This window comes from Methylobacillus sp. MM3 (assembly GCF_001645185.1).
GTDB lineage: Bacteria > Pseudomonadota > Gammaproteobacteria > Burkholderiales > Methylophilaceae > MM2.
In genome coordinates this window covers 289,971-316,730 of sequence record NZ_LXTQ01000011.1, presented here as the reverse complement: position 1 = coordinate 316,730, position 26,760 = coordinate 289,971, and the positions used below count along the sequence as shown (strand labels likewise).

Below are 26,760 nucleotides of genomic sequence, written 5' to 3'. Positions count from 1 at the left end.
ACTGATGGATATTGCCGGCTTGCAACAAATCCATATTTCCAGAATAATGGAAATATGGATAACGCCAACGCAGTAAAAATCTTCGCCTCGCTCGCCCAGGAGTCTCGCCTGGGCCTTTTTCGCCTGCTGGTGCAAGCTGGGCCGCAAGGCCTCGCTGCCGGCAGCATCGCCGAACAGATGGGTCTGCCCTCCAGCACGCTCTCGTTTCATCTCAAGGAACTGGTTCACGCCGGCGTCGTACAGTCGCGGCAGTCCGGGCGCTTCATTTATTACTCCGCCGACTTCGCGACGATGAATGCGCTGCTTGGCTTCCTTACCGAAAACTGCTGCGGCGGTCAGCCGCAGGACTGTTGCCCTCCCCTCATGCAAATCCAGGAGAACAAATCATGAAACGCATGCACATCCATATTTCGGTGGACGACCTCGCCCGCAGCACCGCCTTCTATAGCCAGCTATTCGGCGCTTCGCCCAGCGTACAGAAGCCTGACTACGCCAAATGGATGCTGGACGATCCGCGCGTCAATTTCGCGATCAGCCAGCGCGGCGAAATGCCGGGGCTGAATCACCTCGGTATCCAGGCTGAAAACGACGGCGAACTGACCGAGATCAAGACGCGTCTCGACGCCGCGGGTATGGCCGTATTGACCGAAACCGGCACCACCTGCTGTTATGCCAAGTCCGACAAGCACTGGGTGCAGGATCCTTCCGGCATTGCGTGGGAGACCTATCTAACATTGGACAGCGCACCGACCTTCAACGCGCCGGATGCGGCAAGCCCTTGTTGCGTGCCGTCGGCGGAAACTGTTTCCTTCGCTCCGCGCAAAAAGGCTTCCTGTGGCTGACGCGCGCATCGGCGCCTTCGAGCGCAACCTGACCTGGTGGGTGGCCGGCTGCATCGTGGTCGGCATCCTGCTGGGAAAGCTAGCCCCGGATGTATTCCAGGCCATCGGCAACCTGAAAATGGCCGAGGTCAATCTGCCGGTTGCCGTGCTGATCTGGCTGATGCTTATTCCCATGCTGCTCAAGATTGACCTGGCTGCAATGGGCGAAGTCGCAAAGCATGCGCGCGGTATTGGCGTGACGCTGGGCATCAACTGGCTGGTGAAACCGTTCTCGATGGCGCTGCTGGCATGGCTGTTCATACGCCACTGGTTTGCCCCCATGCTGCCGGCGGAGCAGATCGACAGCTACATCGCCGGCTTGATTCTGCTGGCGGCTGCGCCCTGCACGGCCATGGTGTTCGTGTGGAGCAGCCTGTGCGACGGCGAGCCAAAATTCACGCTGTCGCAAGTCGCAATCAACGACGTGATCATGCTGTTCGCCTTCGCACCCATCGTCGCATTGCTGCTGGGTTTGTCCAGCATCAGCGTGCCGTGGGATACGCTGGCAATTTCGGTCGGGCTGTTCATCGTGGTGCCGGTAGTTCTGAGCCAAGTGTGGCGCAAGGCGCTGCTGAAACGAGGCGGCGAAGCAGCGTTGCAATCGACTTTGAAGACGATGCATCCGATATCGCTCTCGGCGCTCCTGGTCACGCTGGTGCTGCTGTTCGCCTTCCAGGGCCCACAAATCCTGGCGCAGCCGTTGGTCATCGCACTGCTTGCCGTGCCTATCCTGATCCAGGTGTATTTCAACTCCATGCTCGCCTACTGGCTGAACCGCAAACTCAAGGTGGCGCATTGCGTGGCCGGGCCTTCGGCGCTGATCGGCGCTTCCAATTTCTTCGAGCTGGCGGTCGCAACCGCGATTGCACTGTTCGGCTTTGAATCAGGGGCAGCGCTGGCCACGGTCGTCGGCGTGTTGATCGAGGTGCCGGTCATGCTGTCGGTGGTCGCCATCGTCAATCGCACACGGGGTTGGTATGAAGGTCAAACACTTGGCTCAACCGCCAATACGGCAAAAGGCTTTAAACCATGAATATCCTCTTCCTCTGCACCGGCAACTCCTGCCGTTCCATTCTGGCGGAAGCCACCTTCAACGCCCTCGCGCCTGCAGGCATGCAAGCGATGAGCGCGGGCAGTCATCCTGCCGGATATATTCATCCGCGCTCGCTGGCATTGTTGCAGCGCAAGGGCATCCCGACCAAAGGGTATTACAGCAAGTCGTGGGATAGCCTGCCGCATGCGCCGGATATCGTAATCACGGTCTGCGACAACGCGGCGGGCGAGACATGTCCGGCATACCTCGCCCCGGCTGTCCGCGCACACTGGGGCGTGGCAGATCCGGCCAGGGCCACCGGAACGGAGTATGAAATCGATGCCGCATTCGAGCTGGCTTACAATCTGCTGCGAAAACGCATTGAGGCTTTTCTGGCGTTGCCGCTAGAGCAGTTGCTGAATGACAGAACCGAACTGAAACGCCGGCTGGCTGCGATCCATACCTCCACTATGTGAGCAAGCACCTGCCGCATCGCGAAAAATCAACGCGGACCTTAAGCACCGCTTAAGTTGGATCTCCTATCCTGCCTGCGTCATTCATGAAAAAGGAGACGGCAATAGCCATGCGCATACTGGTAGTCGAAGACGATGTCTTGCTGGGCGATGCGATCCAGGCCGGCCTCAAACAGGCCGGCTTCGCGGTGGACTGGGTCAAGGACGGCATGCAGGCCGATCAGGTACTCAGCACCGAACCGTATGACGCCGCAGTGCTCGACATCGGTTTGCCGCGGCTCTCCGGCCTGGAAGTGCTGCGCCGTTTGCGGAAGCGCAAGGCAATCCTGCCAGTGCTGCTGCTCACCGCGCGCGACACGGTGGGCGACCGCATCCAGGGGCTGGACGGCGGCGCCGACGATTACCTGGTCAAACCCTTCGACATGGGCGAGCTCGCCGCCCGGCTGCGCGCGCTTATCCGCCGCGCCAGCGGCAATACCGCGCCATCCCTGCGTGCCGGCGACGTCACGCTGGACCCTTCCGCGCATGTCGTAACCTGCCGCGAAAACACAATCGATCTCTCGGCCACGGAATTCGCATTACTGCACGCGCTGTTGCTTAATGCGGGAAAAGTACTGTCACGCGCCCAACTGGAAGAAAAGCTCTATGCCTGGGGCGAAGAAGTCGAAAGCAACGCGATCGAGGTCCATATCCATCACTTGCGCCGCAAGCTTTATCCCGAACTGATCGAAACCATTCGCGGCGTGGGCTACCTGGTTCGCTGACATGCAGCACGCCTCACTGAAAAAAAGATTGCTGCTGCCGGTACTGGCGGCAATCGCGCTGGTCTGGATTGCCGCCACGGCCATTACCTATATCGATGCCAGAAGCGAACTGGACGAAGTGCTAGACGCGCATCTGACACAGGCAGCATCGCTGTTGGCGGCACAATCGCCGCATGAGATCGACGAGATCGACACCGAGCACGCGCCGCAGTTGCACAAGTATTCGCGGCGAGTCGCTTTCCAGATATGGGAAAACGGCAAGACGCTGCGCCTGCACTCGCTCAACGCCCCGCAAGAGCCGCTAGCCGCTATCGATCACGGATTCAGCAATCGACTCATCGATGGCCATCCGTGGCGCGTTTTCAGCACCTGGGATGAAAGCGGTGTCCATTTGATCCATGTCGCCGAGCGTTCGGATGCACGTGAGCGCATAGCGCGCGAAATCGCCGGCCACCTGCTATTGCCGCTGCTGATTGCGCTGCCGATACTTGCCGTCCTGCTGTGGCTGGCGATTACCAACGCGCTACGGCCGCTCATCGTTCTGGCACAGGATGTGGAGCGCCGCGACCCGGACAACCTCGCGCCGCTCCAGACGACTTCCGCTCCCGATGAAGTCCTGCCGTTGATCGAACGGCTGAACCGACTGTTCGTCCGTATCCGGGAAACCTTCGACAACGAGCGGCGATTCACTGCCGATGCGGCGCATGAACTGCGCACCCCGGTCGCTGCGATCAGAGCGCAGGCGCAGGTGGCACGGGGTGCAAGCGACGATGCTGCGCGCCTGCATGCGCTGGACAATGCCATCGCCGGTTGCGACCGCGCCACGCACCTGATCGAGCAGCTATTGACGCTGGCCCGCCTCGATGCTGCGGGGAACACCGCCATGGCGAGCACCTCCGTGCGGCAACTCGCAGCAGAAGTCATCGCCGAACTTGCCCCGGCAGCATTGGAGAAAAACGTGCACATCGAGCTTGCCGACGGTGAAGACATTGCCATCACCGGGCTCCCCGTGCTGCTGCGCATCCTGCTGCGCAATCTGATCGACAATGCCGTCCGGCACAATCCATCCGGCACACTGGTCACCGTGAAAACGACGCGCACTGAAGGCAAGCCCGCGCTGACCGTCGCCGACAACGGCGCCGGCGTGGCGGGCGAAGATATTGCAAAGCTGTCCGAGCGCTTTTTCCGTCCGCTTGGTACCGCCGAGAGCGGTAGCGGGCTGGGGCTTTCCATTGTGCGACGCATCGCAGAAATTCACGGTGCGAAATTCCGCATTTCTTCTGCCGGGGCCGGCGGCCTGTGCGTTGCCATTGTTTTCCCTGTCGACTGACTTTTCCGGCTTCACGGATTATCCGAGGCAAAAAAAACGGGGCTTGCGCCCCGTATCGATAGAATTCGCAGAGTTCTGCGGCTATATATGTCCCAACAAAAGCAGTATAAGCAGTACGAGCAGGACCAGGCCCAGCCCGCCGCTCGGACCGTAACCCCATGAACGACTGTATGGCCATGCGGGGATCGCGCCGATCAACAGCAAAATAACGATGATGAGTACTATCGTTCCGATTGACATGATTCTTCTCCTTGGGTGAAGTACCTCCTGTTAAATGGCTTCATCCATCGCGTTGAATCGAAGAGCCGCTGCATGCTGGGCACGTAAACGTCAGCCCGATGCAACTCGCAGGGCAACATGGATAAAGTCTGCAGTAAAGAGGCTCTATGTTTTTGATCGTGGCTTCCTGTCCAGTCGACCGATTGCCTTAACCCCATGAAATCCATATCCGGCCTTGTTTTCCAGGCCTTCTAGCAGGGTTTGAATAAGGTTCTCCCGCCTGAGTTCCCGGATACCTGCCGAAGCGGGGAGCAGGCGTTTCCAGTATCATGTCGGCTTTGCAGAAACCGCTTGCTTTTACAGCCTCATGACCGACACCACCGAACTCACCCTCGCCGCCAAAAAACGGCGCACCTTCGCGATCATTTCCCACCCTGACGCGGGTAAGACCACGCTCACCGAAAAGCTGCTGCTGTTCGGCGGCGCGATCCAGATGGCGGGGACGGTGAAGGCGCGCAAGAGCGGCAAATATGCGACCTCGGATTGGCTGGACATCGAAAAGCAGCGCGGCATTTCCGTCGCCAGCTCGGTGATGCAGTTCACCTACGGCGATTGCGTCATCAACCTGCTGGATACCCCCGGCCACTCGGATTTTTCCGAAGACACCTACCGCGTGCTGACCGCCGTGGATGCCGCAGTGATGGTGATCGACGCCGCCAACGGCGTGGAAGACCAGACCATCAAGCTGCTGGAAGTCTGCCGCCTGCGCAACACGCCCATCATCACCTTCGTCAACAAGCTGGACCGCGAAGTACGCGACCCCATCGAGCTGCTGGACGAAATCGAATCGGTGCTCAATATCCATTGCGCCCCGATTACCTGGCCTATCGGCATGGGCAAGCGCTTCCAGGGTGTGTACCACCTGCTCAACGACGAAGTATTGCGCTTCGCTCCGGGTCAGGAAAAAGCCGGCGAAGTCGAGACGCTGCAAGGGGCAGCCATCGATCGCCTGGCCGAAACCTGCCCGATGGAAATGGCCCGCATGCGCGACGAGACGGAACTGGTCGCCGGCGCAGGTGCGAGCTTCGACCTCGAAGCATTTTTGGCCGGCATCCAGACTCCGGTATTTTTCGGTTCCGCGATCAATAACTTCGGCGTGCGCGAAATCCTGCGTGCGCTGGTCGACTGGGCGCCGCCGCCCGCCGCGCGCGATGCGGAAACCGCCAAAGGCGACATCCGCCAAGTGGCTCCTGACGAGCCAAACTTCACCGGCTTCGTGTTCAAGATCCAAGCCAACATGGACCCCAACCACCGCGACCGTATCGCTTTCTTTCGCGTGTGTTCCGGCAAGTATGAACCCGGCATGAAGGTGAAGCACCGAAGAAGCGGCAAGGAATTGAAAATCGCCAACGCCGTCACCTTCATGGCCAACGAGCGCGCCCGCATGGAAGAAGCCTACGCCGGCGACATCATCGGCATCCACAACCACGGCAACCTGCAAATCGGAGACGTGCTGACCGAAGGCGAAGCGCTCACCTTCAAGGGCATTCCTTACTTCGCGCCGGAATTGTTCAGCCGCGCAAGACTGCGCGATCCGCTCAAGGCCAAGCAGTTGCAAAAGGGACTGCGTCAGTTGGGCGAGGAAGGCGCGGTACAGGTGTTCGAGCCGCTAGCGGATACTTCAGCGCTACTTGGCGCCGTCGGCCAACTGCAATTCGAAGTCGTCGAGCACCGGCTCAAATCCGAATACGGCGTGGATGCGCTCTTCGAACGCGCCGGCATTCATACCGCACGCTGGGTGACATGCGAAGACAATAGGCACTTGGAGGAATTCGTGCGCGCCAACCAGGCGCGGCTAGCGAAGGATGTGGACGGGAATATCGTTTATCTGGCGGATAACCACGTCAATCTGAGTCTGACGATGGAGCGATGGCCCAAGGTGAAATTCCATGCGACACGGGAGCATGGGCAGAAGTTGGACAACTGAAACAATGGGCGAGGTGTCAACCGACACCTCGCATCCTCCGGCTCGTCAGGGATGGCGGGCACCCAGCATGATGATGGCCATTCCCAACACGCAGACCGACACCCCCATCCAGTCCGTCAGCGTCGGCTTGATGCCTTCCACGAGCCAAAGCCAGACAATCGCAACCCCCACATAGACGCCGCCATAGGCTGCATATACACGCCCTGCGCCTGTAGGGTGCAGTGTCAGCAACCAGGCAAATAGCGCAAGACTCAAGGCTGCCGGAAAAAGCAACAGCACCGATCCGCCCTGTCGGAGCCACAGATAAGGCAAATAGCATCCGACGATCTCGGCGATCGCAGTCAGGACAAACAATCCAAACGTTCTAGCGAGATCGGTCAACATACCAGCCTAATTCGCAATATGCGTTTCCAAACGGCATCGCCTGTCCGTATCCCCCGCCTCAATCTGCACCGTCGCATGATCGATATCGAAACGATCATGCAGTTCATGTGCCAGATCATGCAGGAAATCATCCCCCGGATGTCCGCCCGGCATGACCAGATGTACAGTCAGCGCAGACTCAGCAGTACTCATCGCCCATATGTGCAAATCGTGGATATCGGCCACTCCCGGCCGCTCCTGCAGATATGTGCGCACCATGCCCAGATCAATGGATGACGGTACGCCGTCGAACGTCAGGTGCAGCGACTGACGGAACAGGCCCCAGGTCGCATAGAGGATCAGCAGCGCGATAACCAGGCTCAATAGTGGGTCCAGCCACAGCCAGCCGGTCTTGAGGTAGATGACGCCCGCGACAACGACTCCCAGCGACACCAGCGCATCGCCCGCCATGTGGAGGAAAGCGCCGCGAATATTCAGATCGCCATGGCTGCCGGCCATGAACAGCCAGGCGGTAATGCCGTTGATGACCACGCCCGCCGCCGCGACGGCAATGACGATATCGCCCTGGATGGGCAGCGGATTGGTGAAACGATGCACCGCCTCCCACGCCATGCCGCCCATTACCGCCAACAGTATCAGCGCGTTGACCAACGCGGCGAGAATCGACGCGCGCTGGCGGCCATAGGTATAGCGGTCGTTGGGCGCAACGCGCGCGACCATCATGCCCAGCCAGGCCAATATCAGGCCCAGCACGTCACTCAGGTTATGGCCCGCGTCGGCCAGTAGCGCCAGCGAATCGGCACGCCAGCCGAAATAGGCCTCGACCGCGACGAAAACGACATTGAGCGCAATACCGATACCGAAGGCGCGATTGTGGGTGTTGCCGTGACCGTGATGATGATCATGGCTGTGATGATGACCGCTCAAGTATTTCTCCTGTATAAACGCTAGCTCGTTAGCTTACTCATTCCGCCATCCGTAGCGCAGGCGTCTCGCCTGCATACCCTTACCTTCTCCCGCAAGGGGAAAGGGGAGTTAAACAGGAGGCGTCGCATGGGCCGATGCAGGCGAGACGCCTGCGCTACCGGTCGCCAGCATGGAAACTGCGGAAATAGTCAAAATGGCGGGATAATAAGCACCCATGCCCTGCTCCGCCATCACAACGCATAATGGTATCACTCAAGCTGCCCGATAACGCCTTCACGCGTGCCTTGCGCGACTGGAAAACGCTGCTGCGCACCGCTCGACCGGCCAGCCGGATTGCGGTGCTTGATCGTCGCCATGTCTATATTCTGCCGACGCGGCAAGGCATGCTGTTCGCGCTGGTGCTGGTCTGCATGCTGGTCGGCTCCATCAATTACGCGCTCAGCCTGGGGTTCGTGCTGACTTTCCTGCTGGCAGGCCTAGGCGTAATCGCCATGCTGCACACCTGGCGCAATCTCGCCGACCTGACACTGGAAGCGGGCAGGACGCAGCCGGTTTTTGCCGGCGAAGAAGCCCGTTTCGGACTGATTGTGGCGGACAACCGGCGACGCGAACGGTATGCCGTTGCGGCGTCCTATAACGCAGCGCATACCTTGTTTTTTGACGTATCCGCCGATAGACGCACTGAATTCGCGATTCCCGTTGCAAGCGCGCAGCGCGGGTGGCTGGCACCCGGACGATTGACCGTCTACACCGAATTCCCGCTTGGCCTGTTTCGCGCGTGGTCGTATGTGGCCCTGGAAAACCGCTGCCTGATCTACCCTCGACCCGCCCCTTCCGACAGCATGCCACCGCTATCCGGCGCCAGTGGTAGAGCCGGCGGCCATGCCTCCGCCAAGGGCGACGACGACTTTTCCGGCCTGCGCCATTACCAGCACGGCGATTCGCTGCGACGCATCGACTGGAAGGCATCCGCCCGCGAGCAAGGCATGTTCACCAAGCAATTCCAGGGGGCAAGCAGCGTACTGCTGTGGCTGGATTGGCAATTGGCCGAAGGCGATACCGAAACGCGGATTTCGCAGCTCACGCGCTGGGTGCTGGATGCACATGCGGCCGGTATGTCGTACGGTTTGCGTTTGCCTGGAATCGAGGTTGCGCCGGACACGGGTGAATCGCATTTCCGGCTGTGCCTGGAAAGACTGGCGCTTTACGGGATCACGCGATGAAGCCTGCCCCCTTGCCGCCGCTCTCATTCAGCAATTTGCGCTGGCTGCTGCTCTCCATGGCACTGGTGCTGGCGCCGATGTTCCTGCACCTGACGCTCTGGGTGCCGATATTCGCCCTGCTGATCGGCGCTTGGCGCTATTCCCTGGCGGCGCGGCAACAGCCCCTGCCCGGCACGCGCATTCTGCTGCCCATGACGCTGCTCGGCGCGGGCGCCATCGTCGCCAGCTACGGCGGCTCCTTTGGGCGTGATGCCAGCGTCGCGCTGCTGACGTTGATGCTGTCGATGAAGCTGCTGGAATCGAATAATCGCCGCGATGCGATGCTGCTGATTTCGCTCTCGTGGTTTCTCTCGATTACGACCTTCCTGTTCACGCAATCGCTGCTGATGGGCCTGTATCTGGCCTTGCCTGTGTTCGCATTAACGATCACGCTGGTCGGCGTCAGCCATCCCAACAGCAGTCTGCCGTTCCGGACATGCTGGCGACTTTCCGCCGGCATGCTGGGTCAGGCCCTGCCGGTAATGCTGGTGCTTTTCCTTTTGTTCCCGCGCCTTTCCGGCCCGCTCTGGCGCACGCCTGGCGACGCGACCAGCGGCATGACCGGGCTCTCGGAAAGCATGTCGCCCGGCAGCATAGGTGAATTGAGCCTGTCGGACGAGCCCGCCTTCCGCGCCGAATTCAGCGGTGAGTTGCCCGCCCCCAACCAGCGCTATTGGCGCGGTCCGATTTTCTGGCACTTTGACGGCCGCACCTGGCGCCCGGGCACACAGGCATCAACCCTGGTTCAGGAAACACTGGAGAGCACCGCCGATGCCATTGATTACACCGTTACCCTGGAAGCACACAACCGCAACTGGCTGTTTGCGCTCGATCTCCCTGCAATGGCACCGCCCGACGGCATACTGCGTCACGACTACCAACTGGTTACGCGCCAGCCGGTCAATACCCGGGTGCGTTATCAGGCGCGCTCCTACCTGACCTACCGCTTGCAGTTACAACTCGACGACGCATCGCGCAGGCATGCACTGCAACTCCCCAAAGGCAGCAATCCGCGCAGCCATGCGCTGGGAGAAGAATGGGCATCCTCGAGCCTGGCTAAGGACGCCATCGTGCGCAAGGCGCTGGATATGTTCCGCGAGCAGCCTTTCGTTTACACGCTCTCGCCTGCGCTGCTGGGGCGCAACAGCATGGACGACTTCTTGTTCTCTACCCGACGCGGGTTCTGCGAGCACTACGCAGGCAGCTTTGTGTTTCTCATGCGTGCCGCCGGAATCCCGGCCCGTGTCGTCACCGGCTACCAGGGTGGCGTGGTCAACCCGCTGGGCAATTACATGATCGTACGCCAGTCCGATGCCCACGCCTGGGCAGAAGTATGGCTGGAGGGCAGCGGCTGGGTACGCATAGACCCGACTGCCGCCGTCGCTCCGCAGCGCATCGAATCCGGCCTATCGGCCCTGCCGGAAGGAGAACCCGTTCCCTTGCTCGCCAGGGGTAAAAACACATGGCTGAAACAGGCCTACCTCGGCTGGGATGCCATCAACAATGGCTGGAACCAGTGGGTGCTGGGCTACAATCAGAAACGCCAGATGGAACTGCTATCGCGTTTCTTCGGCGAGAATATTTCCATGCACGGCCTCGCCATCGGCATGGTCACGGCAGTCGGGCTGATCATGCTTGCAATCAGCTGGATGCTGCTGCGCGGCGCCGTGCGCAAGCTTGACCGGCTGGAAAGCGCATACCGCAAATTCCAACGCAAACTGGCACGGGCGGGCATCCAGCATGCGCCGCATGAAGGGCCGCTTGATTTCGGGCAGCGCGTCGCTGCGGCAATGCCGGAAAAGACGCAGGAGGTGATGAATATCGCCGTCCTCTATGCGAATCTCCGTTATGGCAATGCGTCAACACCGGAAAAAATCAGAACATTGGAAAATGAAATCAGGGAATTCAAGGCATGACCGATAGCGAATATATGCAGATGGCGCTGGAACTGGCCGCCGAGGCAGCCGCAGCTGGTGAAGTGCCGGTCGGCGCGTTGGTGGTAAAGGACGGAGAAATTGTCGGACGCGGCTATAACGCACCGATTTCATGCCATGACCCGAGCGCGCACGCCGAAATCCGGGCCATGCGCGACGCTGCACAGCGCATCGGCAATTACCGGCTGGTCGGCTGCACGCTTTACGTGACGTTAGAGCCGTGCGCGATGTGTGCGGGTGCGATTCAGCATGCGCGCATCGCGCGCCTGGTCTATGGCGCCAGCGACCCCAAAACCGGCGCCTGCGGCAGCGTGGTGAACCTGATGGCGGAAACCCGGCTCAATCACCACACCGAAGTCGAAGGCGGCGTGATGGCGCCGGAATGCGGCGGCGCGCTTAGTGCTTTCTTCGCTGCCAGACGCGGAAAATAGCCTTGTGATGCAATCCGAACCACATCAGTGCAAGGATGCCCACCAGGATCAATAAGTGTGCAAGTCCGGCATAGGTGCTGATCAGCGCCACCTTGCCGAAGGAGTTCAGGAATACCAAAGGCAGTGCCGCCAGGACCAGCAAAAGAAATATCAGTACCATAGTTGCGCCCTCCTTACGCTTGAATCTTAAGCAACAAGAATGCCACGGCCGTTTTTCATCCGGATGACATCATGGAAACAAAAAACCCGCCTTTCGGCGGGTTTCTGTTAAAGCAAAAATCGTCTGGAAGTTATTCGCGCTCGCCCAGCAAAGCCATCAGCAGTTGCAGCAGGTTGACGAACAGGTTGTAGATATCCAGGTAGATCGCCAGCGTCGCCATCACGTAGTTGGTTTCGCCGCCGTTTACCACACGGCTCACGTCATACAGGATGAAGCCGGAGAACAGCAGCACAGCAACGCCGGACAAAGCCAGCGCCAGCGCCGGAATCTGGAAGAACATGTTGGCCAGCGACGCGATGATCAGCAGAATGATGCCGATCATCAGGAAGTTGCCCATGAAGCTGAAGTCCTTCTTGGTGGTCGTCGCGATGCCGGCCAGCGTCAGGAAGATGATGCCGGTGCCGCCAGCGGCCAAGCCTACCAGTTGTGCGCCGTTCTTGAGATGCAATGCGACTTGCAGGATCGGGCCAAGCAGGACGCCCATCAAGCCAGTCAGTACCAGCAACAGGATCACACCCAGCGCAGAGTTACGGTTGGCCTGAATACCGAAGAACAGGCCGAACATCGCGGCCAGCGAACCCAATGCAAACATGATGGGATGCTGAGCCGCCCATGCGAAATTCATCGTCATGCCGACCATCGCGCCGATGACCGTCGGGATCATCGTGATGCCCAGCAGCATATAGGTGTTGCGCAGAACCTTGTGCGCACCGACGGCGAGCGTGGAGCCAGCGGTATTTGCGATTTGATAATCGGATTGCATAGTAGGGTTAAAACCTCATGTGATTGAAACTGCGGATAAGACTAGCGGAAGGGCCGGGAAGTTTCAAGCGCGAGCCTACAGTGTAGAGACGTTGAAATAAGTGGTGACCGCATTGCGTGCGGCGAAACTGCCGGCATTGGCCAGCTGCGCCGACAACAACTGGCGGAAATTCTCGCGGGTATCCTGCTGCGAACGCTGCTGTTCGCGTACTTCCTCGTCGGCAATCGCCTGCCGCACAGCCTGCGCCTGCTGCGTGCTGTCGCTTTCCGAGCGAGTGGTCGCGCCGTTCAGCTGCTGCTCGGCGGTGCGGTCAATGCGTTCGGAAAGTTCGTTCAGCGCGGATTGCGTCTCGGACGGATCTGCCTGGAACGATAGCTCCAGTTGCCGCTGGTTGACGGTGAATGTTCCGTCCTGCTGCGTAGCGATGCCCAACCGCTGCAGCGCACTCACGCCGTCCTCGGTGGTGGTGTTCTCGGCTGTATTGCGCACTTCATTGAGCGCCTGCTGCGGGCGGCGATCGGTGCTGTTCGTATCGGCGGCACGCGCGGTCTGATTCAGCGCATTCAGCGACTGCACCACGCCCTGTACTGCGCTTCGGAACTCGGACAAGGCAGGAGGATTGTTAAGGTTGCGCGCCGTCTCGGTCGAGGTTCGCAGATCCTCCAGCGCCAGCTTGGTGCGGCCAAAATCGCTGAGTTGGGTACGGCTGCTGCCATTGGCATCCTCGCGCGGCAATGCCTGCAGCGAATTCTGGTTTCTCTGCCCAGCATCCGCCTGCACCTGCGTGGCTGCGGCGCCTATGACATTCTGGTTGAGTGAAACACTGGAAACGGCCACTTGCCATTACTCCGTTGTAGACGATGGGAAAGCTACTCTCTTTCCCGAAGCAAATCAATAGGATTGCCGTCAGGCAGGAAACCTCAGCGCGCCTTCGCTGACGCCGATATTGGCCACTGCATGCAACGCATGGACGAACTCCGCGTTTTCATGCAGTTCCACCATCGTGGCCGGGTGCAGCTTGCCGTGCATGCGCGCCAGGCGTGCCAGGCTGACCGCGGAAATCTTCCATTCCAGATTGCGCAGCAGTTCATCCGCCAGGTCCGGGCGATTGCATAGCAACACCATGTCGCAACCGGCATTGAGGGCCGCCATGGCGCGTTGCGTCACATCGCCGGCCACCACCGCGCCTTCCATCGACAAATCATCGCTAAAGATCACGCCATTGAACTCCAGACGTTGGCGCAGCACTTTTTGCAGCCACCGTTCGGAAAAACCGGCCGGCTTGTCGTCCACCTTCGGGTAGATCACATGCGCCGGCATGATGGCCGGCAAGCCGTCGTCTATCATCTGGCGGAACGGTTGCAGGTCTTCCTCGGCAATGCGGTCGAATTCGCGCTCGTCCACGGGAATCGCCACATGCGAATCCGCCGCGACGAAGCCGTGACCGGGGAAATGCTTGCCCACTGCCGCCATGCCGCCGCGCTTGAGGCCATGCATCAAGGCACGCGACAATTCGGCAATCGCCTGAATATTGCGATGGAACGCGCGATCGCCTATCACGCCGCTATTGCCGTAGTCGATGTCCAGCACCGGGGTGAAACTGAAATCCACGCCATATGCGCGCAGCTCCGCCGCCAGTATCCACCCCGCCTCTTCCGCCAGTTGGCGTGCGCGGCGCGGATTGTGGTCCCACACCTTGCCCAGTTCACGCATCGGCGGGATGCGCGTAAATCCTTCGCGGAAACGCTGCACACGTCCGCCTTCGTGATCCACTGCGATCAGCAGCGGCGGCTGGCGCACCTTGTGGATGGCAGAGGTCAGCGCCTTGAGCTGTTCCGGGGATGTGTAATTGCGCGAAAACAGGATGATGCCGCCGACCAGCGGATGCTGCAGGCGACGAATATCGTTTTCATTGAGTTCGGTGCCCTCGATATCGAGCATGACGGGGCCGAGAGACATGGGGGTTCCTTAATTTTTAACGTCCAGAGTATCGCGCAGTGTATCGCCCAACACGTTGACCGCCAACACCAGCGACATCAGGCTGAAGCCAACTGCGAGCACGTAGTGTGGAGCAACCAGCAGATAACGCACGCCGTCGCGCAGCATGGAGCCCCACGAGGCGTGCGGCGGCTGTATGCCGAGGCCGAGGAAGGACAGGCTGGCTTCGGCGACGATCAGGCTGGCGATGCTGAAGGTCGCCTCCACCAGCAAAGGCGCCATCAGCAAGGGCAGCATGTGCCGGAACAGAATACGCGGCGTGGTCGCGCCCAATACCTGCGCCGCCAGTACGTGCTGTCTGCCGCGCAAGGACAAGGCCTGCGCGCGCGTCAACCTGGCGTAGCCTACCCAGGAGGTCAGGCACAACGCGAGGATAAGGTTGTTGAGTCCTGGCCCCAGCACGGCAGCAAACGCAATCGCCAGCAGGATGCCGGGGAAAGCGAGAAACACATCGGTCACGTGCATCAGCACGCGATCAACCCAACCGCCGTAGTAGCCGGCGACGAGCCCGAGCGCGGTACCGAAGGTCATGGTCGCGGCCGTGACCAGCATAGCGACTGTCAATGAGACTTCCGCTCCGGCGATCAGTCTGGCAAATATGTCGCGGCCGAGATCGTCGTTGCCCAGCCAGGCTTGAAGCGTTGGCGTCGCGAGAATGTGACCGAGATCTATCGCGTCCGGCTGCAGGCCGAGCCAAGGTGCTGCCACGGCGGCGAGTAGCCAGAACAGGATGACAATGGGTGCCAGTCGTGCCATGCCGAAACACCCGCTCCGTAGCGCAGGCGTCCTCGCCTGCATGTGGGGATGCTTACCACGGGTTGATGCAGGCGAGGACGCCTGCGCTACATTAGGCATTGAATCGCACACGGGGGTCCAACCTCGAATAAAGAAGGTCCGTCAGCAGATTGACCAGCACGTAAGTCAGCGCAATCGCCAGTACGCAGGCTTGCGTCACCGGATAATCGCGCTTCTCGATGGACTCCACCAGCAGGCGCCCGACGCCTTCCCAGCCGAACACGGTTTCAGTAATGACTGCCCCGGCCAGCAACGAGCCCAATTGCAGGCCCACCACCGTCACCACCGGCAGCAGCGCGGCTTTCATGGCGTGCCGCAGAATCACGGTGCGCTCCGGCAGCCCTTTGGCGCGGGCGGTGCGCACGAAATCCTCATCCAATACTTCCAGCAGGCTGGCGCGCGTCATGCGGGTGAGGATTGCTGCGAGGCCGCTCGCCAATGTCAGCGCAGGCAACACGATAGAAGCATCGTTTTCCATGCCGCTCACCGGCAACCACCCCAGCCACAACGCAAACACCAGCATCAACAACGGCCCCAGCCAGAAATGCGGCATCGCCGACAAGGTCAGTGCTGACAGCGTTGCCGCGCGGTCGGGCCAGCGGCGGTAATGCAGCGCGGCTGCAATGCCCAGCGGCAAACCGATGGCAAGCGCAATTACCAGGGATAGCAAGGCAAGCCGGGCCGTCGCCGGAATGCGCTCGGCCAGCAAGCCGGCAATCGGTGCGTGGCTATGGATGGAGACGCCGAAATCACCATGGATTAGTTTAGTCAGGTAATCGGCAAATTGCAGCGGAAGTGGCTTGTCCAGCCCGAGTTCGGCGCGTAGCACACTGCGGTCAGCCGAGGTCGCGGATTCGCCCAGCATCACCTCGACGGGGTCGCCGGGAACAAGATGCACCAGCAGAAAAGTCAGCACCAGCACGCCAAACACCACCGGCAATATGCCGACGAGACGCTTGAACAGCATCAGCGGATGACCACCGGCGTACCGGCTGGCACGCGGTCGAACAGCTCAATAACTTCGGTGTTGCGCATGCGTATGCAGCCATGCGAGCGCGGGACGCCCATCGGTTCGGTGTCGGGCGTGCCGTGGATGTAGATATAACGCTGCATGCTGTCGACGTCGCCCAGGCGATTCACACCCGGCTCGCAGCCGGAGAGCCACAGGATGCGCGTCAGTATCCAGTCGCGCTCAGGGTTCTGCGCGGCAAGTTCCGGCGACCAGGTTTCGCCGGTCGGGCGGCGGCCGATGAATGCCGTGCCGGGCGGCTTGCCTTCGCCTATCTTCGCACGCACGATGTGCCTGCCGCGCGGCGTGCAGCAGGAATTCTTGCGTTCGCCGGGACCATTGGCGGCAGTGGAGACGGCGTATTCGGCCAGCACCTTGCCCGTCTCGTCCAACAGGCGCAGGCGTTGTTCGGCAATGGAGATGTCAATGAGCACGTTATTTGACGGCCGAAAACTCAAGCGCGTTGCCGTCCGGATCGCGGCAGAACAGCGCGGCGCGGCCGGATTTGCTCATTGAGTACGGCACACCGGCCGCTTCCAGCGTAGCGCGCACCGGCTCGACATCGTCCACGAAAAAGGCGATATGGGTGTCGCGTCCTCCGTGCTCGGGATGGACGACATTGGTATAAGGATTGGGCACCACCATCAGATGCACCTGATTCTCGCCGATGTCATACCAGACGCCGGCGAAATCGAATTTCGGACGCGCCGGGTTGGGCGTGAGGCCGAGCAGGCCTTCGTAAAAGGCGCGAGACTTTTCAAGATCGGTGACGATCAACCCGGTGTGCATCATGCGATTGATTTTGATCATTTAAAACTTCCCTAAGCTGTAGCCTATGGCTTCTCAATATGCTGAGACAGAAACTCAGAAACTGCCGTATCTGTCTCATAAAAATCATTAACCTGATTTTTGGGAACAAGGTATTGAACAGTTAGTTCATCATTGATTTTTCTTCTAAATGAATATTTTCCATCAGTACTGCCAAGCACAAGAACATTTTGCCCATCGCTACCTTTAAATACGTAATACGTACCAGATGACTTGGGAACAAATGGCGGTTTCACCCTACTGAATATCTCATAAATCCCATCCTCACCAGCTTTGAAATTCGCCCCGGGCTTGTTTTCATCGTAACTGGAGCTATTGATATGCGACTTGAAACTTGCAACCGGGTCTTTTCGATCCACAATGACTTGTACCAACGTGCTCTTACGCGAGTTAAGCGGTACGGCCGGATGCATTTCCGGATAATAAATATCTAATGTCGCCATCCAGTCGCCCCCTCGGTCGCTGTCATACAGGAAGTAGTCTTGGCGAAACTTAAGTGTTACAAAACCCGACGGTGTTTTAAGTCGCACCTCTTTCTCGGTACTCCCTTCATCATCCAACATACATCCGCCTATGACGATGACGAACACCATGCAGGCTAGAAGAAAATACCTTTTGAAAATTGATTTATTCATGTTCTTTTAATTTTCAAATTCAGCAATGTTTTTCGAAATCCTAACCAGCCCGTCCCAGTTGCCATCAGACGCCGGCGCGTAATCCGTGACATTGCGATTCATCGCTGCGAACTGGCCTTCGTACCACAGCGGCGCATAGGGCAATAGCGCGTGGATGCGCTCCGTCGCCGCCTGCCAGTTTTGGCGCGCGATCAGACCATCGAGTTCCGCATCCTGCATCCTGCCGCGATTGGCGCCGGCGGGCGGCACGGATTGGCTATGGAACGCCAGGCGGTAAATCTCGGGCGTCTTGATGCCCACCCAGGTCAGGCCATAGAGCTGGAATTTACCATGTTTGACATCATCGAAAAACGTGCCCCAGTCTAGGCTGCGGATTTCCAGGTCGATGCCGGCCGGGCGCATTTGCGCCTGCAATATCGTCGCCAGGCGCACGCGCTGGGCATCGGTGGAGGTCTTGTAGATCAGTTTGAGCGGCAACGGCACGCCCGCCTGTTGCAGCAAGGATCTGGCCTGCTCAGGATCATACGGATATGGCGGAAGCTGGGCGTTACCAGCCCAATGTTCGGGCGGAAGGATGGCCGTGGCAGGCCGGCTGCCGCCCACCAGTGCCTGGCGCACGATGGTGTCGCGGTCGATGGCGAGAGTAACGGCCCTGCGTACGCGCGGGTCGCGCAGCAAGGAATCCTGCAGATTGAATCCGAGATAGGAATAATTGGCGCCGGGGACTTCCTTCACTTGTACGCTCGGCTGGCTCCGCAGGTAAGCGACCAGTTCCGGCGGCAAATCGCCTTGAACCAGATCGGTCTCATGACGCAGCATTTTCAACACGCGCACAGTAGGGTCGCGGACTTCCTCCAGCACAATGCGCTGGCGGTCGGAAATACGTTCCAGCCTGAGGGCGCGATTCCACTCCACACAGCGCAATGGACCGCTGCCGACAGGATGGCGCGCGAAGTCGTGATTCTGTGCGATCAACGCAGCGGGAAGAATGCCAACGACGAGGCGCGCCGGGAATTGCGCATCCGGCGCCTTGAGCGTGAAATCGATGGTGTTTTCATCCGCCGCCGCAACCTCGGCGATGTTGGCGAATTCAGCGGTATGCGGAGAATTCTTCAACGCCAGCAGCGAGCGATAGGTGGCCACCACATCGAGCGAGGTCAGGCGCGTGCCGTTATGGAATTCCCGCCCCTCGGTGCCCAGCTTAAAGCGGCAATGCAACGCATCCCGGCATTGCCAGTTCGCCAATGCAGGCACGGGACGGAAATGCACATCGAAATCGACCAGCGGCCGATAGATCAAACGATTGACGCGCTCCGAAGCGGCGTCGGTCGCGTAGCGCGGATCGAGCGTCAGCGGCGCCTGAGCGATGGCAAAACGGATTTCGGTTGAGCTATTCGGCCTGGAGCAGCCGATAAGAACGACGGGCAGTATCAGGGCGGCCAGCGCCAGGCGCAACCACCGCCCTGCACTCATTCAGCAGCCTGCTTTTCGAACAGCGCAATGGATTCCACGTGCGCGGTGTGCGGGAACATGTTGACCACGCCCGCCGCGACCATGCGGTAGCCCTTGACCTGCACCAGCAGCCCGGCGTCACGCGCCAGCGTGGCAGGGTTGCAGGACACATAGACGATGCGTTTCGGCGCGGTGTTTTCTTCTATCGCCTTGATCAGTTCCATTGCACCGTCGCGCGGCGGGTCGATCAGCCACTTATCGAAATGGCCGAGCGCTGCCAGGCTGTCGGCGGTTTTCTCGAACAGATCGGCCTCGCGGAATTCCACCGCATGCATCAGCCCGTTGCGCTCTGCGCTCTCTCTGGCGCGCTGCACCAGAGCCGCCGAGCCTTCCATGCCAAGCACGCTGGCGCCCATGCGAGCAATCGGCAATGTGAAATTGCCGAGACCGCAGAAGAAATCGGCAATGCGCTCACCCGGCTGCGGATCGAGCAATCGCAATGCGCGGCGTACCAGCACGCTGTTGATTTGCGGGTTGACCTGGGTGAATTCGGTCGGCTTGAAGGGGTAAACCAGATCGTATTCGGGCAGCGAATAAGAGAGTTCCGGCGCATCCAGCGGGTGGAATGGCTTTGCGGTTTCCGGCCCCTTGCTCTGCAGCCAGACCTGCACGCCGTAGGTGTCGGCGAACTCGCGGATCAGCGGTTCGTCTTCCGGCGTAACAGGGTCAAGAACGCGGAACACCAGCACCGACACGTGCTCGCCAACGGCGACTTCGACCTGCGGCATGCGATCCTTGATGGAGAGCTTGGCGAGCAACTCCTGCAACGGCACGATCAGCGCCGAAATATGCGGTGGCAGCACATGGCATTCGTGCATCACTGCGACATAGCTGCTGGATTTTTCGTTAAACCCGACCAGCACCCCGCCCTTCAGCGGCACATAGCGCGCCCGCAATCGCGCCTTGTGGCGATAGCCCCAGGCCGGGCCGTAGATCGGCGGCAGCATGGTTTCCGGCTTCACCTTGGAAATATGCCAGAGGTCGTCCTCCAGCATGCGCTGCTTGGCCGCCACCTGTGCTGCAATATCCATATGCTGCAATGCGCAACCGCCGCACACGCCAAAATGCGGGCATTGCGGCTGGGTGCGCATGGGCGAAGCCTTGAGGATCTGATCCAGCTTGCCGATTTCGTAACTGGCCTTGCTGCGCGTGGTTCGGTAGGTAATTTTCTCTCCGGGCAAGGCGCCGTCGATGAAAATGACTTTGCCCTCGATACGGCCGACGCCGCGGCCTTCCTGATCAAGGGATTCGATAAGGGCGATATTGCCCGGGATAACGTTGGATGCTTGCATGAAAATTGATGGCCGCGATAAAAACTGCACGCGGTTTTTAGTTCCAGTGTTGTAAGAATTCCTGCCAGTGACTGCCGCTGTAGGTTGCCAGGCTATCCCGCACCAGCGCAATCTCGCGCTGGTAAGCCTCGGGGCTCAATGCCCCGCGCATCTGCTGAAAACGCAGATAAACGAGCCAGGTGTTCACCACGTCGGTTTCGCAATAGTTGCGAATCGCCTCGATCTCGCCAGCCTGGAATGCATCCCATACCTTGGAGCCGTCCATGCCCAGCTTGCCGGGGAAACCGCACAATTGCGCCAGCTGATCCAGCGGCGCATTGCCGCGCCCCTGGTACAGCGCGAGCAAATCCATCAGGTCGGTATGACGCATATGATAGCGGCTGATGTAGTTGTTCCACTTGAAGTCGCGGTCGTCGTCGCCCATATCCCAGTAGCAAGGCGCGACCACGTTATGAATCATGCCGCGATAATGCAGCACCGGCAGGTCGAAACCGCCGCCGTTCCAGGAGATCAGGTTGGGCTTGTATTTCTCGATGCCGTCGTAGAAACGCTGGATCAGCGAATTTTCGTCCTCGTCCGGCGCGCCGAGCGACCACACCTTGAAATTGTCGCCTTCGCGCAGCACGCAAGAGATGGCCACCACCCGCTGCACATGAAGCGGCAGGAATTCGGATTGACCGTTCTGTCGGCGCTGATGGAAGGCGATCTTCGCCACGTCCCCCGCCGTGGTGTCGGCAGGCAAATCCATCAGCTTCGCGAGGCCGGCGGTATCGGGGACGGTTTCGATGTCGAAAACAAGGGTCGGTGTCATGGGATGTAAAGCCTAACCACGGAGCACACAGAGATCACGGAGTGAAAAACTCAGGTTTTTCTCAGTGTGTTCTGTGCCCTTCGTGGTGAAAGATTGATTGATTTATTTCTTCGCCCAACCGCCGCCGGCGTCCTGGTACCACCAGCCGCCTTGCGCCTTTTGCACCCAGCGCTGCGCAAAGGTGTTGCGCACTTCGGATTCCCACTCGGGATGACCGTTGGCGTTGGCGATTTCCTTGTAGAGCGCGTTGCGATCCTTGTTCTCGGCTGCCACCAGCGAATTCACGCCCTGCCTGTCCTTGAGCGGCACGGCGTTGGCGTCGCGCACTGCCACCAGCCCGTCGCGCGTCAGGCCGACGGCACCGCTGGCGTAATACGGAGCCAGTTGGCCGTGGCGGGCCTGCATGCTGCCCTGAATCGCGGCAATGGCCGGCGTGTTGATTTCGAGATCGGCGGCGGCGATGGCCGCTGGCATGGCCGTCAGCGCGGCGAGCAGGAATGTAATCGCATAGAGGTATTTTTTCATGATGTTCTCCTTATTTTTCCGCCGGAGCATCGGCAGGCTTCTGCTGGTTTTGCTGTTCCTGCTTGAGTTGCCATACCTCGTCGATGATCTTGTCGGCCGCTTTTTCCGCTGCCGCAGCGGGAAAATAGATGTTGATGGTGACGCAGGCCGGCAAAATCAGGGCTGCCGGAAGCAGCCAAATCCAGTGTTTCATTGTTTTTCCTTTACTTGATAATAGGCGCCGTATTGCCCTGCGTGACGCGCTGCAAGCGCGACAGCAATTCGCCCCAACTGACGCTGTGATTGTAACCCAACACCGTAATGGCCGGCACGCCGCTGCCCTTCACGATGACGTAGCCTTCCTTTGCCGGCTCGACGCCATCCATCTGGCAGACACCTTTGCGCAACTTGCAGGAGAGGCCGATTTTCGAATAGTTGAACTCCTTGAAAAATCGCAGGAAGCTGCGCTGTATCGCCGCTGCCGCACCCGCCCCGCCGAGCGCGGAAATATTTTCCACCGCGCGCTGCGAAATTTTCTTCGGATATCGGCCCGGACTGCTGCGGAACGACGCGTCGAACTGCTCCGGTTGCCAGCGCGACAGCACCAGATTGTTGACGTCGCCGTCGAGCCTGCCGGTCATCGCACCGAAAGAGAACGTGCGCGTCAGCAGGTCGAGGTCGAGGTTGCGCATGTGGATATCCGCCTGGAATCGCGGCGCAAGCCCCAACGGGTTTTGCAGCGCCAGCCTGTCCACTGTGATCGAGCCATCGAAGATATCCAGTCCCATCGCGCCATCCATCGTCATCATGCCATTGGTATAGGTCACCATCGGAATTCCCGCCGCCAGTTTTCCGTCCATGGCCGGCCAGCCCACCGCATGGCTGAAGTCGGCCATCGATATAGGCGACAAGGCCGCTCCCAGATGCCAATGCCATTGGTTCTGCAAAAACGCTGCGGAAACGTCGGTCAGGGTCAGCGTGCCGTCCAGGATAGGTAATCGCAGTACCGGCGTAGTCAGGGAATAACCGTTAAGCGTCGCCGCAAGATCGGTCGGCCCGAGCCTCATTTTCAGCAAGTGCCCGCCGCCGTACTGCAATACGGCCTGTGTCACATCGTTCAACGCCCAGGGGATATGCGCGTTGACCTTGTAAAACGCGAACTTGCCGTTCATGTCTTCCACATCGAAATCGCGCAAGGCCACGTCGAAGGATTTCAGCTCGCTCTCGCGCATTCCCACGCGAACATCGGTGCGCCCGGCCATTTCAAGATTGCCGAGCATGGTTTTTTCAAGGAAGGGTTTGAGCACTCCGGCATACGCACCGCCCATGTCGAGATTTTCGGCGCTGACGTCAAGCGCTGCCAGGCGATTATCCGGACGATGCAATGTAGCTGTCAGGGTGGCGGCACCGACACCGCCCATGCTCAACCGGCCCTGTTCGACGGCAAGCGCGGCATCCGACAGCCAGCCGCGCCCCTGGAAACCGATATCGACCTTGGCCAGATAAAGCGGCTGCCAGAACACTTCGCCGTTGGTGCCATCCAGCCGGCCCGACCAGCGCCAGCGGTTGCCGTCGCGCATTGCAGTCGCATCGAGATGCAAATCGACTTTTTCGCCGGCATGCAGCCCGGCCTCGTCGCTGAATGCGGCATCCTTCAGGAAAAGATCGCCCTTGAGTTGCCGCAGTTCGCGCTGCTCGCCGGAGAATTCCGCCGTGCCGCGCACGGTGCCTTTGCTGACCGCCACCGGCAATGGATATTCGCGCGCCAGTTGCGCCGCGTCGCCTTGCTTCAGCGTCGCCTTACCGCGCCAGCGGCCGTCCATGTCCAGCGTGCCGGAGAAGTTTTCAAGTTGCGCGGCAGGATGACTGACTTGGTCGGCGTGGATTTCGATGCGGTCGATGGCCTGTGCGGAAAAAGCCAGCCAGCACAGGTAAAACAAACACAGCCGCGATAAGCGGCCGGTGCTCATTCGGGGAAAACTCCTGTCGAGAGGTAACGATCTCCCCGGTCGCAAATAATGGAGACGATCACGGCATTCTCGACTTCCTGCGACAACTGCAACGCCGCAAATAACGCTCCGCCAGAAGAAATGCCGGCGAAGATGCCCTCCTCGCGTGCCAGGCGGCGCGTCATTTCTTCCGCGTCCGGCTGGCCGACTTCGATCATTCGGTCGATGCGCGAGAAATCGCAGATCTCGGGCAGGTACTCCTTGGGCCATTTGCGGATGCCGGGAATCTGCGCGCCATCCTTGGGCTGCACGCCGACGATCTGGATCGCCGGGTTCATTTCCTTGAGATAGCGCGAGGTGCCCATGATGGTGCCGGTGGTGCCCATGCTGGAAACGAAATGGGTAATTTTGCCCTCGGTGTCGCGCCAGATTTCGGGGCCGGTACCTTCGTAATGCGACAGCGGGTTGTCCGGGTTGGCGAACTGGTTGAGGATCACACCGCGCCCTTCGGCCTGCATCTTGTCGGCAGTGTCGCGCGCCAGCTCCATGCTGCCGGCCTTGGGCGTCAGCACCAGTTCCGCGCCGAAGGCTTTCATTGTCTGACGGCGTTCCAGGCTCTGGTTGTCCGGCATCACCAGGACCATCCTGTAGCCCTTGATCGCCGCGGCCATTGCCAGCGCAATGCCGGTATTGCCGGAAGTCGCCTCGATCAGCGTATCGCCGGGCTTGATGTCGCCGCGCGCCTCGGCGTTGGCGATCATCGACAGCGCCGGCCGGTCTTTTACCGAGCCGGCGGGGTTATTGCCTTCGAGCTTGGCGAGGATGATATTGCTGGTATTGCCGGGAATGCGTTGCAGCCGCACCAGCGGCGTGTTGCCGACGAATTCGTCTATGGTTTTGTAGTGAGTCATGTTCTTTTTACAATGGCAAGAAGGATGGCGTACAGCCCAAGCAGGCTGAATGCCAGCAGGGAAAGTTGCGGGATGGTCATGCCCAGCCAGGTCCAGTCTATGCTTGAGCATTCGCCGGTGCCCTGGAAAATCAGTTGCAACGCGCGCTGCATCGGGAAACTTTCGAACAGGTAGTCGAAACCGACACCGCATTCGCTCATCACCTTGTCCGGGTTGGCCTGAATCCAGATATGACGCGAAGCGATGCCCGCACCGGTCGCGGCAGCGGCGAATTGCAGCACGCCGTAAACCCGGCGGCCGATCTCGCCGGGGTTGTGCAGCGCCGCGACAAGAAACAATGCGCCCAGCGCCATGAAGGCGATGCGCTGCGAGATGCATAGCGGACAAGGTTCAAGGCCATGCTTCTGCTGGATGTACAGGGCGAAGGCGACAAGACCGAAAGAGGCGATGAAACCGATCAGGTAACCGGCGCGGCCGGAAAGGATTCTGTTCAGCATTGGAGAGCTCGCGGCTTATAATGAAAAGGATCATTGTAACGGAAGTACGGGCCCTCTTTGACCACCGACCTGCCTTTTGAATCCCGCCGCCCCAATGTACTCTCCGTCAGCGCCCTCAACCGCATGGCGAAAGATGTGCTGGAACGCAGCTTTCCCTTGTTCTGGGTGGCCGGCGAAATCTCCAACCTGACGCGCGCCGCATCCGGTCACTGGTATTTTTCGCTGAAGGACGAGCGGGCGCAGGTGCGCTGCGTGATGTTCCGCAATCGCAACGGCGCGCTGGACTGGGTGCCGCGCGAAGGTGACCATGTCGAAGCGCGGGCACTGGTGACGCTTTACGAAGCACGCGGCGACTTCCAGCTCACCATCGAGGCCTTGCAGCGCGCCGGACTGGGAGCCTTGTTCGAAGCATTCGAACGGCTTAAAGCCAAGCTCGAAGTCGAAGGCCTGTTCGAAGCTTCACGCAAGCGCTCCATTCCCGAACACCCCTGCCAGATCGGCATCGTCACCTCGCCCGATGCGGCGGCACTGCGCGACGTGCTGACGACTTTGCGGCGACGCATGCCGGGCATCCCGGTCGTCATCTATCCGACGCCAGTGCAAGGCAAGGGCGCGGCAGAATTGATCGCCCGCGCCATTCGCACCGCTGGCGAACGCGCCGAGTGCGACGTGCTGATCGTCTGCCGCGGCGGAGGCAGCATCGAAGACTTATGGCAATTCAATGAAGAAATCGTCGCGCGGGCGATTGCCGCCTCGCCGATGCCGGTAATCGCCGGCGTCGGCCATGAAACGGATGTCACCATCGCCGATTTTGCCGCCGACCGACGCGCACCCACCCCGACCGCCGCCGCCGAAATGGCGACGCCGGATCGCCAGGCGCTGCTGCAATCGGCAAACGCACTGAGGATGCATCTGCAGCGGCAAATGCTGCATCAGCTTTACCAGCGCATGCAGCAACTCGATTACCTCGCACGCCGCCTGATCCATCCCGGCGAGAAAATCCGCCAACAGCAAGAACGGCTTGGCCACCTGCAAGCACGTCTGAATGCCACCTTGCTGCGCATGCTGGATCGGGCGAACGCACGCTTCAAGCCGTTGCCGCAGCGATTACAGATGGCCGAGGTGCGGCATCTCGGTTTTAAACGCGAGACACTGCAGCGCCTGGAACAAAACCTGCGCCACCTGAGTCCACATGCTGTATTGGAGCGCGGCTACAGCCTGGTGCAGCAAACGGATGGCAGTATCGTCCGCGACAGCCGTCAGGTACGCGCCGACGAGGCGCTGACGCTCACTTTCGCGCTAGGCCAGGCCGATGTCAGAGTGGAGAAAACCCGCGACAAATCTTAGGCGTATCGCATATTTGCAATACGCCTCACGCACCATTAGCGTTAAAATTGCGCCCACATACAGC

31 protein-coding genes are annotated in these 26,760 nt (G+C 59.9%); 11 read left to right on the top strand and 20 right to left on the bottom strand.

Annotated elements, in window-relative coordinates:
• Positions 1 to 54 precede the first annotated feature (54 nt).
• From A7976_RS05835 to A7976_RS05810, 6 genes are all read left to right on the top strand, one after another.
• The gene (locus A7976_RS05835; RefSeq protein WP_067108504.1) at positions 55 to 390 is read left to right on the top strand and encodes a helix-turn-helix transcriptional regulator; all 336 of its coding nucleotides are present in this window, start codon (positions 55 to 57) and stop codon (positions 388 to 390) included.
• The gene (locus tag A7976_RS05830) at positions 387 to 842 is read left to right on the top strand and encodes an ArsI/CadI family heavy metal resistance metalloenzyme (RefSeq protein ID WP_067108494.1); all 456 of its coding nucleotides are present in this window, start codon (positions 387 to 389) and stop codon (positions 840 to 842) included. The genes A7976_RS05835 and A7976_RS05830 overlap by 4 nt, the downstream gene beginning before the upstream one ends.
• Positions 835 to 1,914: an ACR3 family arsenite efflux transporter gene (arsB, locus tag A7976_RS05825; protein ID WP_067108492.1), complete on the top strand. Its 1,080-nt coding sequence runs from the start codon at positions 835 to 837 to the stop codon at positions 1,912 to 1,914. The genes A7976_RS05830 and arsB overlap by 8 nt, the downstream gene beginning before the upstream one ends.
• The gene (locus A7976_RS05820; protein WP_067108490.1) at positions 1,911 to 2,390 is read left to right on the top strand and encodes an arsenate reductase ArsC; all 480 of its coding nucleotides are present in this window, start codon (positions 1,911 to 1,913) and stop codon (positions 2,388 to 2,390) included. The genes arsB and A7976_RS05820 overlap by 4 nt, the downstream gene beginning before the upstream one ends.
• Positions 2,391 to 2,497: 107 nt before the next feature.
• Positions 2,498 to 3,151 carry a response regulator gene (locus tag A7976_RS05815; protein WP_067108487.1) on the top strand — a complete coding sequence of 218 codons (654 nt, stop codon included), beginning with the start codon at positions 2,498 to 2,500 and terminating at the stop codon, positions 3,149 to 3,151.
• A 1-nt stretch (position 3,152) separates the two neighbouring features.
• Positions 3,153 to 4,481 (top strand): ATP-binding protein, encoded by a 1,329-nt coding sequence (locus tag A7976_RS05810; RefSeq protein ID WP_067108478.1) that lies wholly within the window; start codon positions 3,153 to 3,155, stop codon positions 4,479 to 4,481.
• Positions 4,482 to 4,562: 81 nt separating this feature from the next.
• Here A7976_RS05810 and A7976_RS05805 read toward each other — a convergent pair whose 3' ends face one another.
• The gene (locus tag A7976_RS05805) at positions 4,563 to 4,715 is read right to left on the bottom strand and encodes a DUF3309 family protein (RefSeq protein ID WP_205633470.1); all 153 of its coding nucleotides are present in this window, start codon (positions 4,713 to 4,715) and stop codon (positions 4,563 to 4,565) included.
• 352 nt (positions 4,716 to 5,067) lie between these two features.
• Here A7976_RS05805 and A7976_RS05800 point away from each other — a divergent pair, with 352 nt between their 5' ends.
• Positions 5,068 to 6,687, top strand: coding sequence for a peptide chain release factor 3 (locus tag A7976_RS05800; RefSeq protein WP_067108474.1), 1,620 nt, complete (start codon positions 5,068 to 5,070; stop codon positions 6,685 to 6,687).
• A gap of 45 nt (positions 6,688 to 6,732) precedes the next feature.
• Here A7976_RS05800 and A7976_RS05795 read toward each other — a convergent pair whose 3' ends face one another.
• Complete coding sequence (locus A7976_RS05795; RefSeq protein ID WP_067108472.1) at positions 6,733 to 7,071, bottom strand: YnfA family protein; 339 nt, start codon at positions 7,069 to 7,071, stop codon at positions 6,733 to 6,735.
• 6 nt (positions 7,072 to 7,077) lie between these two features.
• Entirely contained in the window at positions 7,078 to 7,998 is a 921-nt protein-coding gene (locus A7976_RS05790) for a cation diffusion facilitator family transporter (protein WP_067108469.1), read from the bottom strand.
• A gap of 242 nt (positions 7,999 to 8,240) precedes the next feature.
• On the opposite strand from A7976_RS05790, the gene A7976_RS05785 reads away from it, so the two are divergent.
• From A7976_RS05785 to tadA, 3 genes are read left to right on the top strand one after another with little or no spacing between them, the layout of a single operon-like run.
• Complete coding sequence (locus A7976_RS05785; protein WP_067108467.1) at positions 8,241 to 9,221, top strand: DUF58 domain-containing protein; 981 nt, start codon at positions 8,241 to 8,243, stop codon at positions 9,219 to 9,221.
• On the top strand, positions 9,218 to 11,176 hold the full coding sequence (locus tag A7976_RS05780; protein WP_067108464.1) for a DUF3488 and transglutaminase-like domain-containing protein: 1,959 nt from the start codon (positions 9,218 to 9,220) through the stop codon (positions 11,174 to 11,176). The genes A7976_RS05785 and A7976_RS05780 overlap by 4 nt, the downstream gene beginning before the upstream one ends.
• On the top strand, positions 11,173 to 11,625 hold the full coding sequence (gene tadA / locus A7976_RS05775; protein WP_067108463.1) for a tRNA adenosine(34) deaminase TadA: 453 nt from the start codon (positions 11,173 to 11,175) through the stop codon (positions 11,623 to 11,625). Before A7976_RS05780 ends, tadA begins: the two co-directional genes overlap by 4 nt.
• Here tadA and A7976_RS05770 read toward each other — a convergent pair.
• The 17 genes from A7976_RS05770 to A7976_RS05690 all read right to left on the bottom strand — a co-directional run bounded on the left by A7976_RS05770 (position 11,591) and on the right by A7976_RS05690 (position 25,349).
• Positions 11,591 to 11,785: a hypothetical protein gene (locus A7976_RS05770; RefSeq protein ID WP_067108460.1), complete on the bottom strand. Its 195-nt coding sequence runs from the start codon at positions 11,783 to 11,785 to the stop codon at positions 11,591 to 11,593. The genes tadA and A7976_RS05770 overlap by 35 nt on opposite strands.
• A 130-nt stretch (positions 11,786 to 11,915) precedes the next feature.
• The gene (locus A7976_RS05765) at positions 11,916 to 12,608 is read right to left on the bottom strand and encodes a Bax inhibitor-1/YccA family protein (protein WP_067108457.1); all 693 of its coding nucleotides are present in this window, start codon (positions 12,606 to 12,608) and stop codon (positions 11,916 to 11,918) included.
• Positions 12,609 to 12,683: 75 nt separating this feature from the next.
• Entirely contained in the window at positions 12,684 to 13,445 is a 762-nt protein-coding gene (locus A7976_RS05760; protein WP_067108454.1) for a hypothetical protein, read from the bottom strand.
• A gap of 69 nt (positions 13,446 to 13,514) precedes the next feature.
• Positions 13,515 to 14,567 carry a beta-N-acetylhexosaminidase gene (nagZ, locus tag A7976_RS05755; protein ID WP_067108452.1) on the bottom strand — a complete coding sequence of 351 codons (1,053 nt, stop codon included), beginning with the start codon at positions 14,565 to 14,567 and terminating at the stop codon, positions 13,515 to 13,517.
• Between the two features lie 9 nt (positions 14,568 to 14,576).
• A complete protein-coding gene (locus A7976_RS05750; protein WP_067108448.1) occupies positions 14,577 to 15,362 on the bottom strand; it encodes an ABC transporter permease in 786 nt (261 codons plus the stop codon).
• Between the two features lie 91 nt (positions 15,363 to 15,453).
• Complete coding sequence (gene nikB, locus A7976_RS05745) at positions 15,454 to 16,365, bottom strand: nickel ABC transporter permease (protein WP_371440607.1); 912 nt, start codon at positions 16,363 to 16,365, stop codon at positions 15,454 to 15,456.
• A gap of 2 nt (positions 16,366 to 16,367) precedes the next feature.
• Positions 16,368 to 16,844 carry a L,D-transpeptidase gene (locus tag A7976_RS05740; protein WP_067108442.1) on the bottom strand — a complete coding sequence of 159 codons (477 nt, stop codon included), beginning with the start codon at positions 16,842 to 16,844 and terminating at the stop codon, positions 16,368 to 16,370.
• A 1-nt stretch (position 16,845) separates the two neighbouring features.
• Complete coding sequence (locus A7976_RS05735) at positions 16,846 to 17,220, bottom strand: VOC family protein (protein WP_067108439.1); 375 nt, start codon at positions 17,218 to 17,220, stop codon at positions 16,846 to 16,848.
• Between the two features lie 23 nt (positions 17,221 to 17,243).
• The gene (locus A7976_RS05730) at positions 17,244 to 17,801 is read right to left on the bottom strand and encodes a hypothetical protein (protein ID WP_131801002.1); all 558 of its coding nucleotides are present in this window, start codon (positions 17,799 to 17,801) and stop codon (positions 17,244 to 17,246) included.
• Positions 17,802 to 17,879: 78 nt separating this feature from the next.
• Complete coding sequence (locus tag A7976_RS05725) at positions 17,880 to 19,346, bottom strand: ABC transporter substrate-binding protein (protein ID WP_067108434.1); 1,467 nt, start codon at positions 19,344 to 19,346, stop codon at positions 17,880 to 17,882.
• Positions 19,343 to 20,677 carry a 23S rRNA (uracil(1939)-C(5))-methyltransferase RlmD gene (gene rlmD, locus A7976_RS05720; protein ID WP_067108431.1) on the bottom strand — a complete coding sequence of 445 codons (1,335 nt, stop codon included), beginning with the start codon at positions 20,675 to 20,677 and terminating at the stop codon, positions 19,343 to 19,345. Before rlmD ends, A7976_RS05725 begins: the two co-directional genes overlap by 4 nt.
• 37 nt (positions 20,678 to 20,714) lie before the next feature.
• Entirely contained in the window at positions 20,715 to 21,488 is a 774-nt protein-coding gene (locus A7976_RS05715; protein ID WP_067108428.1) for a 3'-5' exonuclease, read from the bottom strand.
• 102 nt (positions 21,489 to 21,590) lie between these two features.
• Positions 21,591 to 22,013 carry a YdbL family protein gene (locus A7976_RS05710; RefSeq protein ID WP_067108425.1) on the bottom strand — a complete coding sequence of 141 codons (423 nt, stop codon included), beginning with the start codon at positions 22,011 to 22,013 and terminating at the stop codon, positions 21,591 to 21,593.
• A 10-nt stretch (positions 22,014 to 22,023) separates the two neighbouring features.
• Positions 22,024 to 22,206, bottom strand: a complete 183-nt coding sequence (locus A7976_RS05705; RefSeq protein WP_067108423.1) for a hypothetical protein — start codon at positions 22,204 to 22,206, stop codon at positions 22,024 to 22,026.
• A 10-nt stretch (positions 22,207 to 22,216) separates the two neighbouring features.
• Entirely contained in the window at positions 22,217 to 23,962 is a 1,746-nt protein-coding gene (locus A7976_RS05700; protein WP_067108420.1) for a hypothetical protein, read from the bottom strand.
• The gene (gene cysM / locus A7976_RS05695; RefSeq protein ID WP_067108417.1) at positions 23,959 to 24,852 is read right to left on the bottom strand and encodes a cysteine synthase CysM; all 894 of its coding nucleotides are present in this window, start codon (positions 24,850 to 24,852) and stop codon (positions 23,959 to 23,961) included. The genes A7976_RS05700 and cysM overlap by 4 nt, the downstream gene beginning before the upstream one ends.
• On the bottom strand, positions 24,849 to 25,349 hold the full coding sequence (locus A7976_RS05690; RefSeq protein ID WP_067108415.1) for a disulfide bond formation protein B: 501 nt from the start codon (positions 25,347 to 25,349) through the stop codon (positions 24,849 to 24,851). The genes cysM and A7976_RS05690 overlap by 4 nt, the downstream gene beginning before the upstream one ends.
• Positions 25,350 to 25,472: 123 nt before the next feature.
• Between A7976_RS05690 and xseA the strand changes: the two genes are divergently transcribed.
• Complete coding sequence (xseA, locus tag A7976_RS05685; RefSeq protein WP_067109130.1) at positions 25,473 to 26,696, top strand: exodeoxyribonuclease VII large subunit; 1,224 nt, start codon at positions 25,473 to 25,475, stop codon at positions 26,694 to 26,696.
• Positions 26,697 to 26,760 lie beyond the last annotated feature (64 nt).

Coding starts and splice junctions, on each gene's coding strand:
- A7976_RS05835 (WP_067108504.1), top strand. CDS start 55: ATGGATAACGCCAACGCAGTAAAAATCTTCGCCTCGCTCGCCCAGGAG.
- A7976_RS05830 (WP_067108494.1), top strand. CDS start 387: ATGAAACGCATGCACATCCATATTTCGGTGGACGACCTCGCCCGCAGC.
- A7976_RS05820 (WP_067108490.1), top strand. CDS start 1,911: ATGAATATCCTCTTCCTCTGCACCGGCAACTCCTGCCGTTCCATTCTG.
- A7976_RS05815 (WP_067108487.1), top strand. CDS start 2,498: ATGCGCATACTGGTAGTCGAAGACGATGTCTTGCTGGGCGATGCGATC.
- A7976_RS05810 (WP_067108478.1), top strand. CDS start 3,153: ATGCAGCACGCCTCACTGAAAAAAAGATTGCTGCTGCCGGTACTGGCG.
- A7976_RS05800 (WP_067108474.1), top strand. CDS start 5,068: ATGACCGACACCACCGAACTCACCCTCGCCGCCAAAAAACGGCGCACC.
- A7976_RS05795 (WP_067108472.1), bottom strand. CDS start 7,071: ATGTTGACCGATCTCGCTAGAACGTTTGGATTGTTTGTCCTGACTGCG.
- A7976_RS05785 (WP_067108467.1), top strand. CDS start 8,241: ATGGTATCACTCAAGCTGCCCGATAACGCCTTCACGCGTGCCTTGCGC.
- A7976_RS05780 (WP_067108464.1), top strand. CDS start 9,218: ATGAAGCCTGCCCCCTTGCCGCCGCTCTCATTCAGCAATTTGCGCTGG.
- tadA (WP_067108463.1), top strand. CDS start 11,173: ATGACCGATAGCGAATATATGCAGATGGCGCTGGAACTGGCCGCCGAG.
- A7976_RS05770 (WP_067108460.1), bottom strand. CDS start 11,785: ATGGTACTGATATTTCTTTTGCTGGTCCTGGCGGCACTGCCTTTGGTA.
- A7976_RS05765 (WP_067108457.1), bottom strand. CDS start 12,608: ATGCAATCCGATTATCAAATCGCAAATACCGCTGGCTCCACGCTCGCC.
- nagZ (WP_067108452.1), bottom strand. CDS start 14,567: ATGTCTCTCGGCCCCGTCATGCTCGATATCGAGGGCACCGAACTCAAT.
- A7976_RS05750 (WP_067108448.1), bottom strand. CDS start 15,362: ATGGCACGACTGGCACCCATTGTCATCCTGTTCTGGCTACTCGCCGCC.
- A7976_RS05735 (WP_067108439.1), bottom strand. CDS start 17,220: ATGATCAAAATCAATCGCATGATGCACACCGGGTTGATCGTCACCGAT.
- A7976_RS05730 (WP_131801002.1), bottom strand. CDS start 17,801: ATGTTGGATGATGAAGGGAGTACCGAGAAAGAGGTGCGACTTAAAACA.
- A7976_RS05725 (WP_067108434.1), bottom strand. CDS start 19,346: ATGAGTGCAGGGCGGTGGTTGCGCCTGGCGCTGGCCGCCCTGATACTG.
- rlmD (WP_067108431.1), bottom strand. CDS start 20,677: ATGCAAGCATCCAACGTTATCCCGGGCAATATCGCCCTTATCGAATCC.
- A7976_RS05715 (WP_067108428.1), bottom strand. CDS start 21,488: ATGACACCGACCCTTGTTTTCGACATCGAAACCGTCCCCGATACCGCC.
- A7976_RS05710 (WP_067108425.1), bottom strand. CDS start 22,013: ATGAAAAAATACCTCTATGCGATTACATTCCTGCTCGCCGCGCTGACG.
- A7976_RS05705 (WP_067108423.1), bottom strand. CDS start 22,206: ATGAAACACTGGATTTGGCTGCTTCCGGCAGCCCTGATTTTGCCGGCC.
- A7976_RS05700 (WP_067108420.1), bottom strand. CDS start 23,962: ATGAGCACCGGCCGCTTATCGCGGCTGTGTTTGTTTTACCTGTGCTGG.
- cysM (WP_067108417.1), bottom strand. CDS start 24,852: ATGACTCACTACAAAACCATAGACGAATTCGTCGGCAACACGCCGCTG.
- A7976_RS05690 (WP_067108415.1), bottom strand. CDS start 25,349: ATGCTGAACAGAATCCTTTCCGGCCGCGCCGGTTACCTGATCGGTTTC.
- xseA (WP_067109130.1), top strand. CDS start 25,473: ATGGCGAAAGATGTGCTGGAACGCAGCTTTCCCTTGTTCTGGGTGGCC.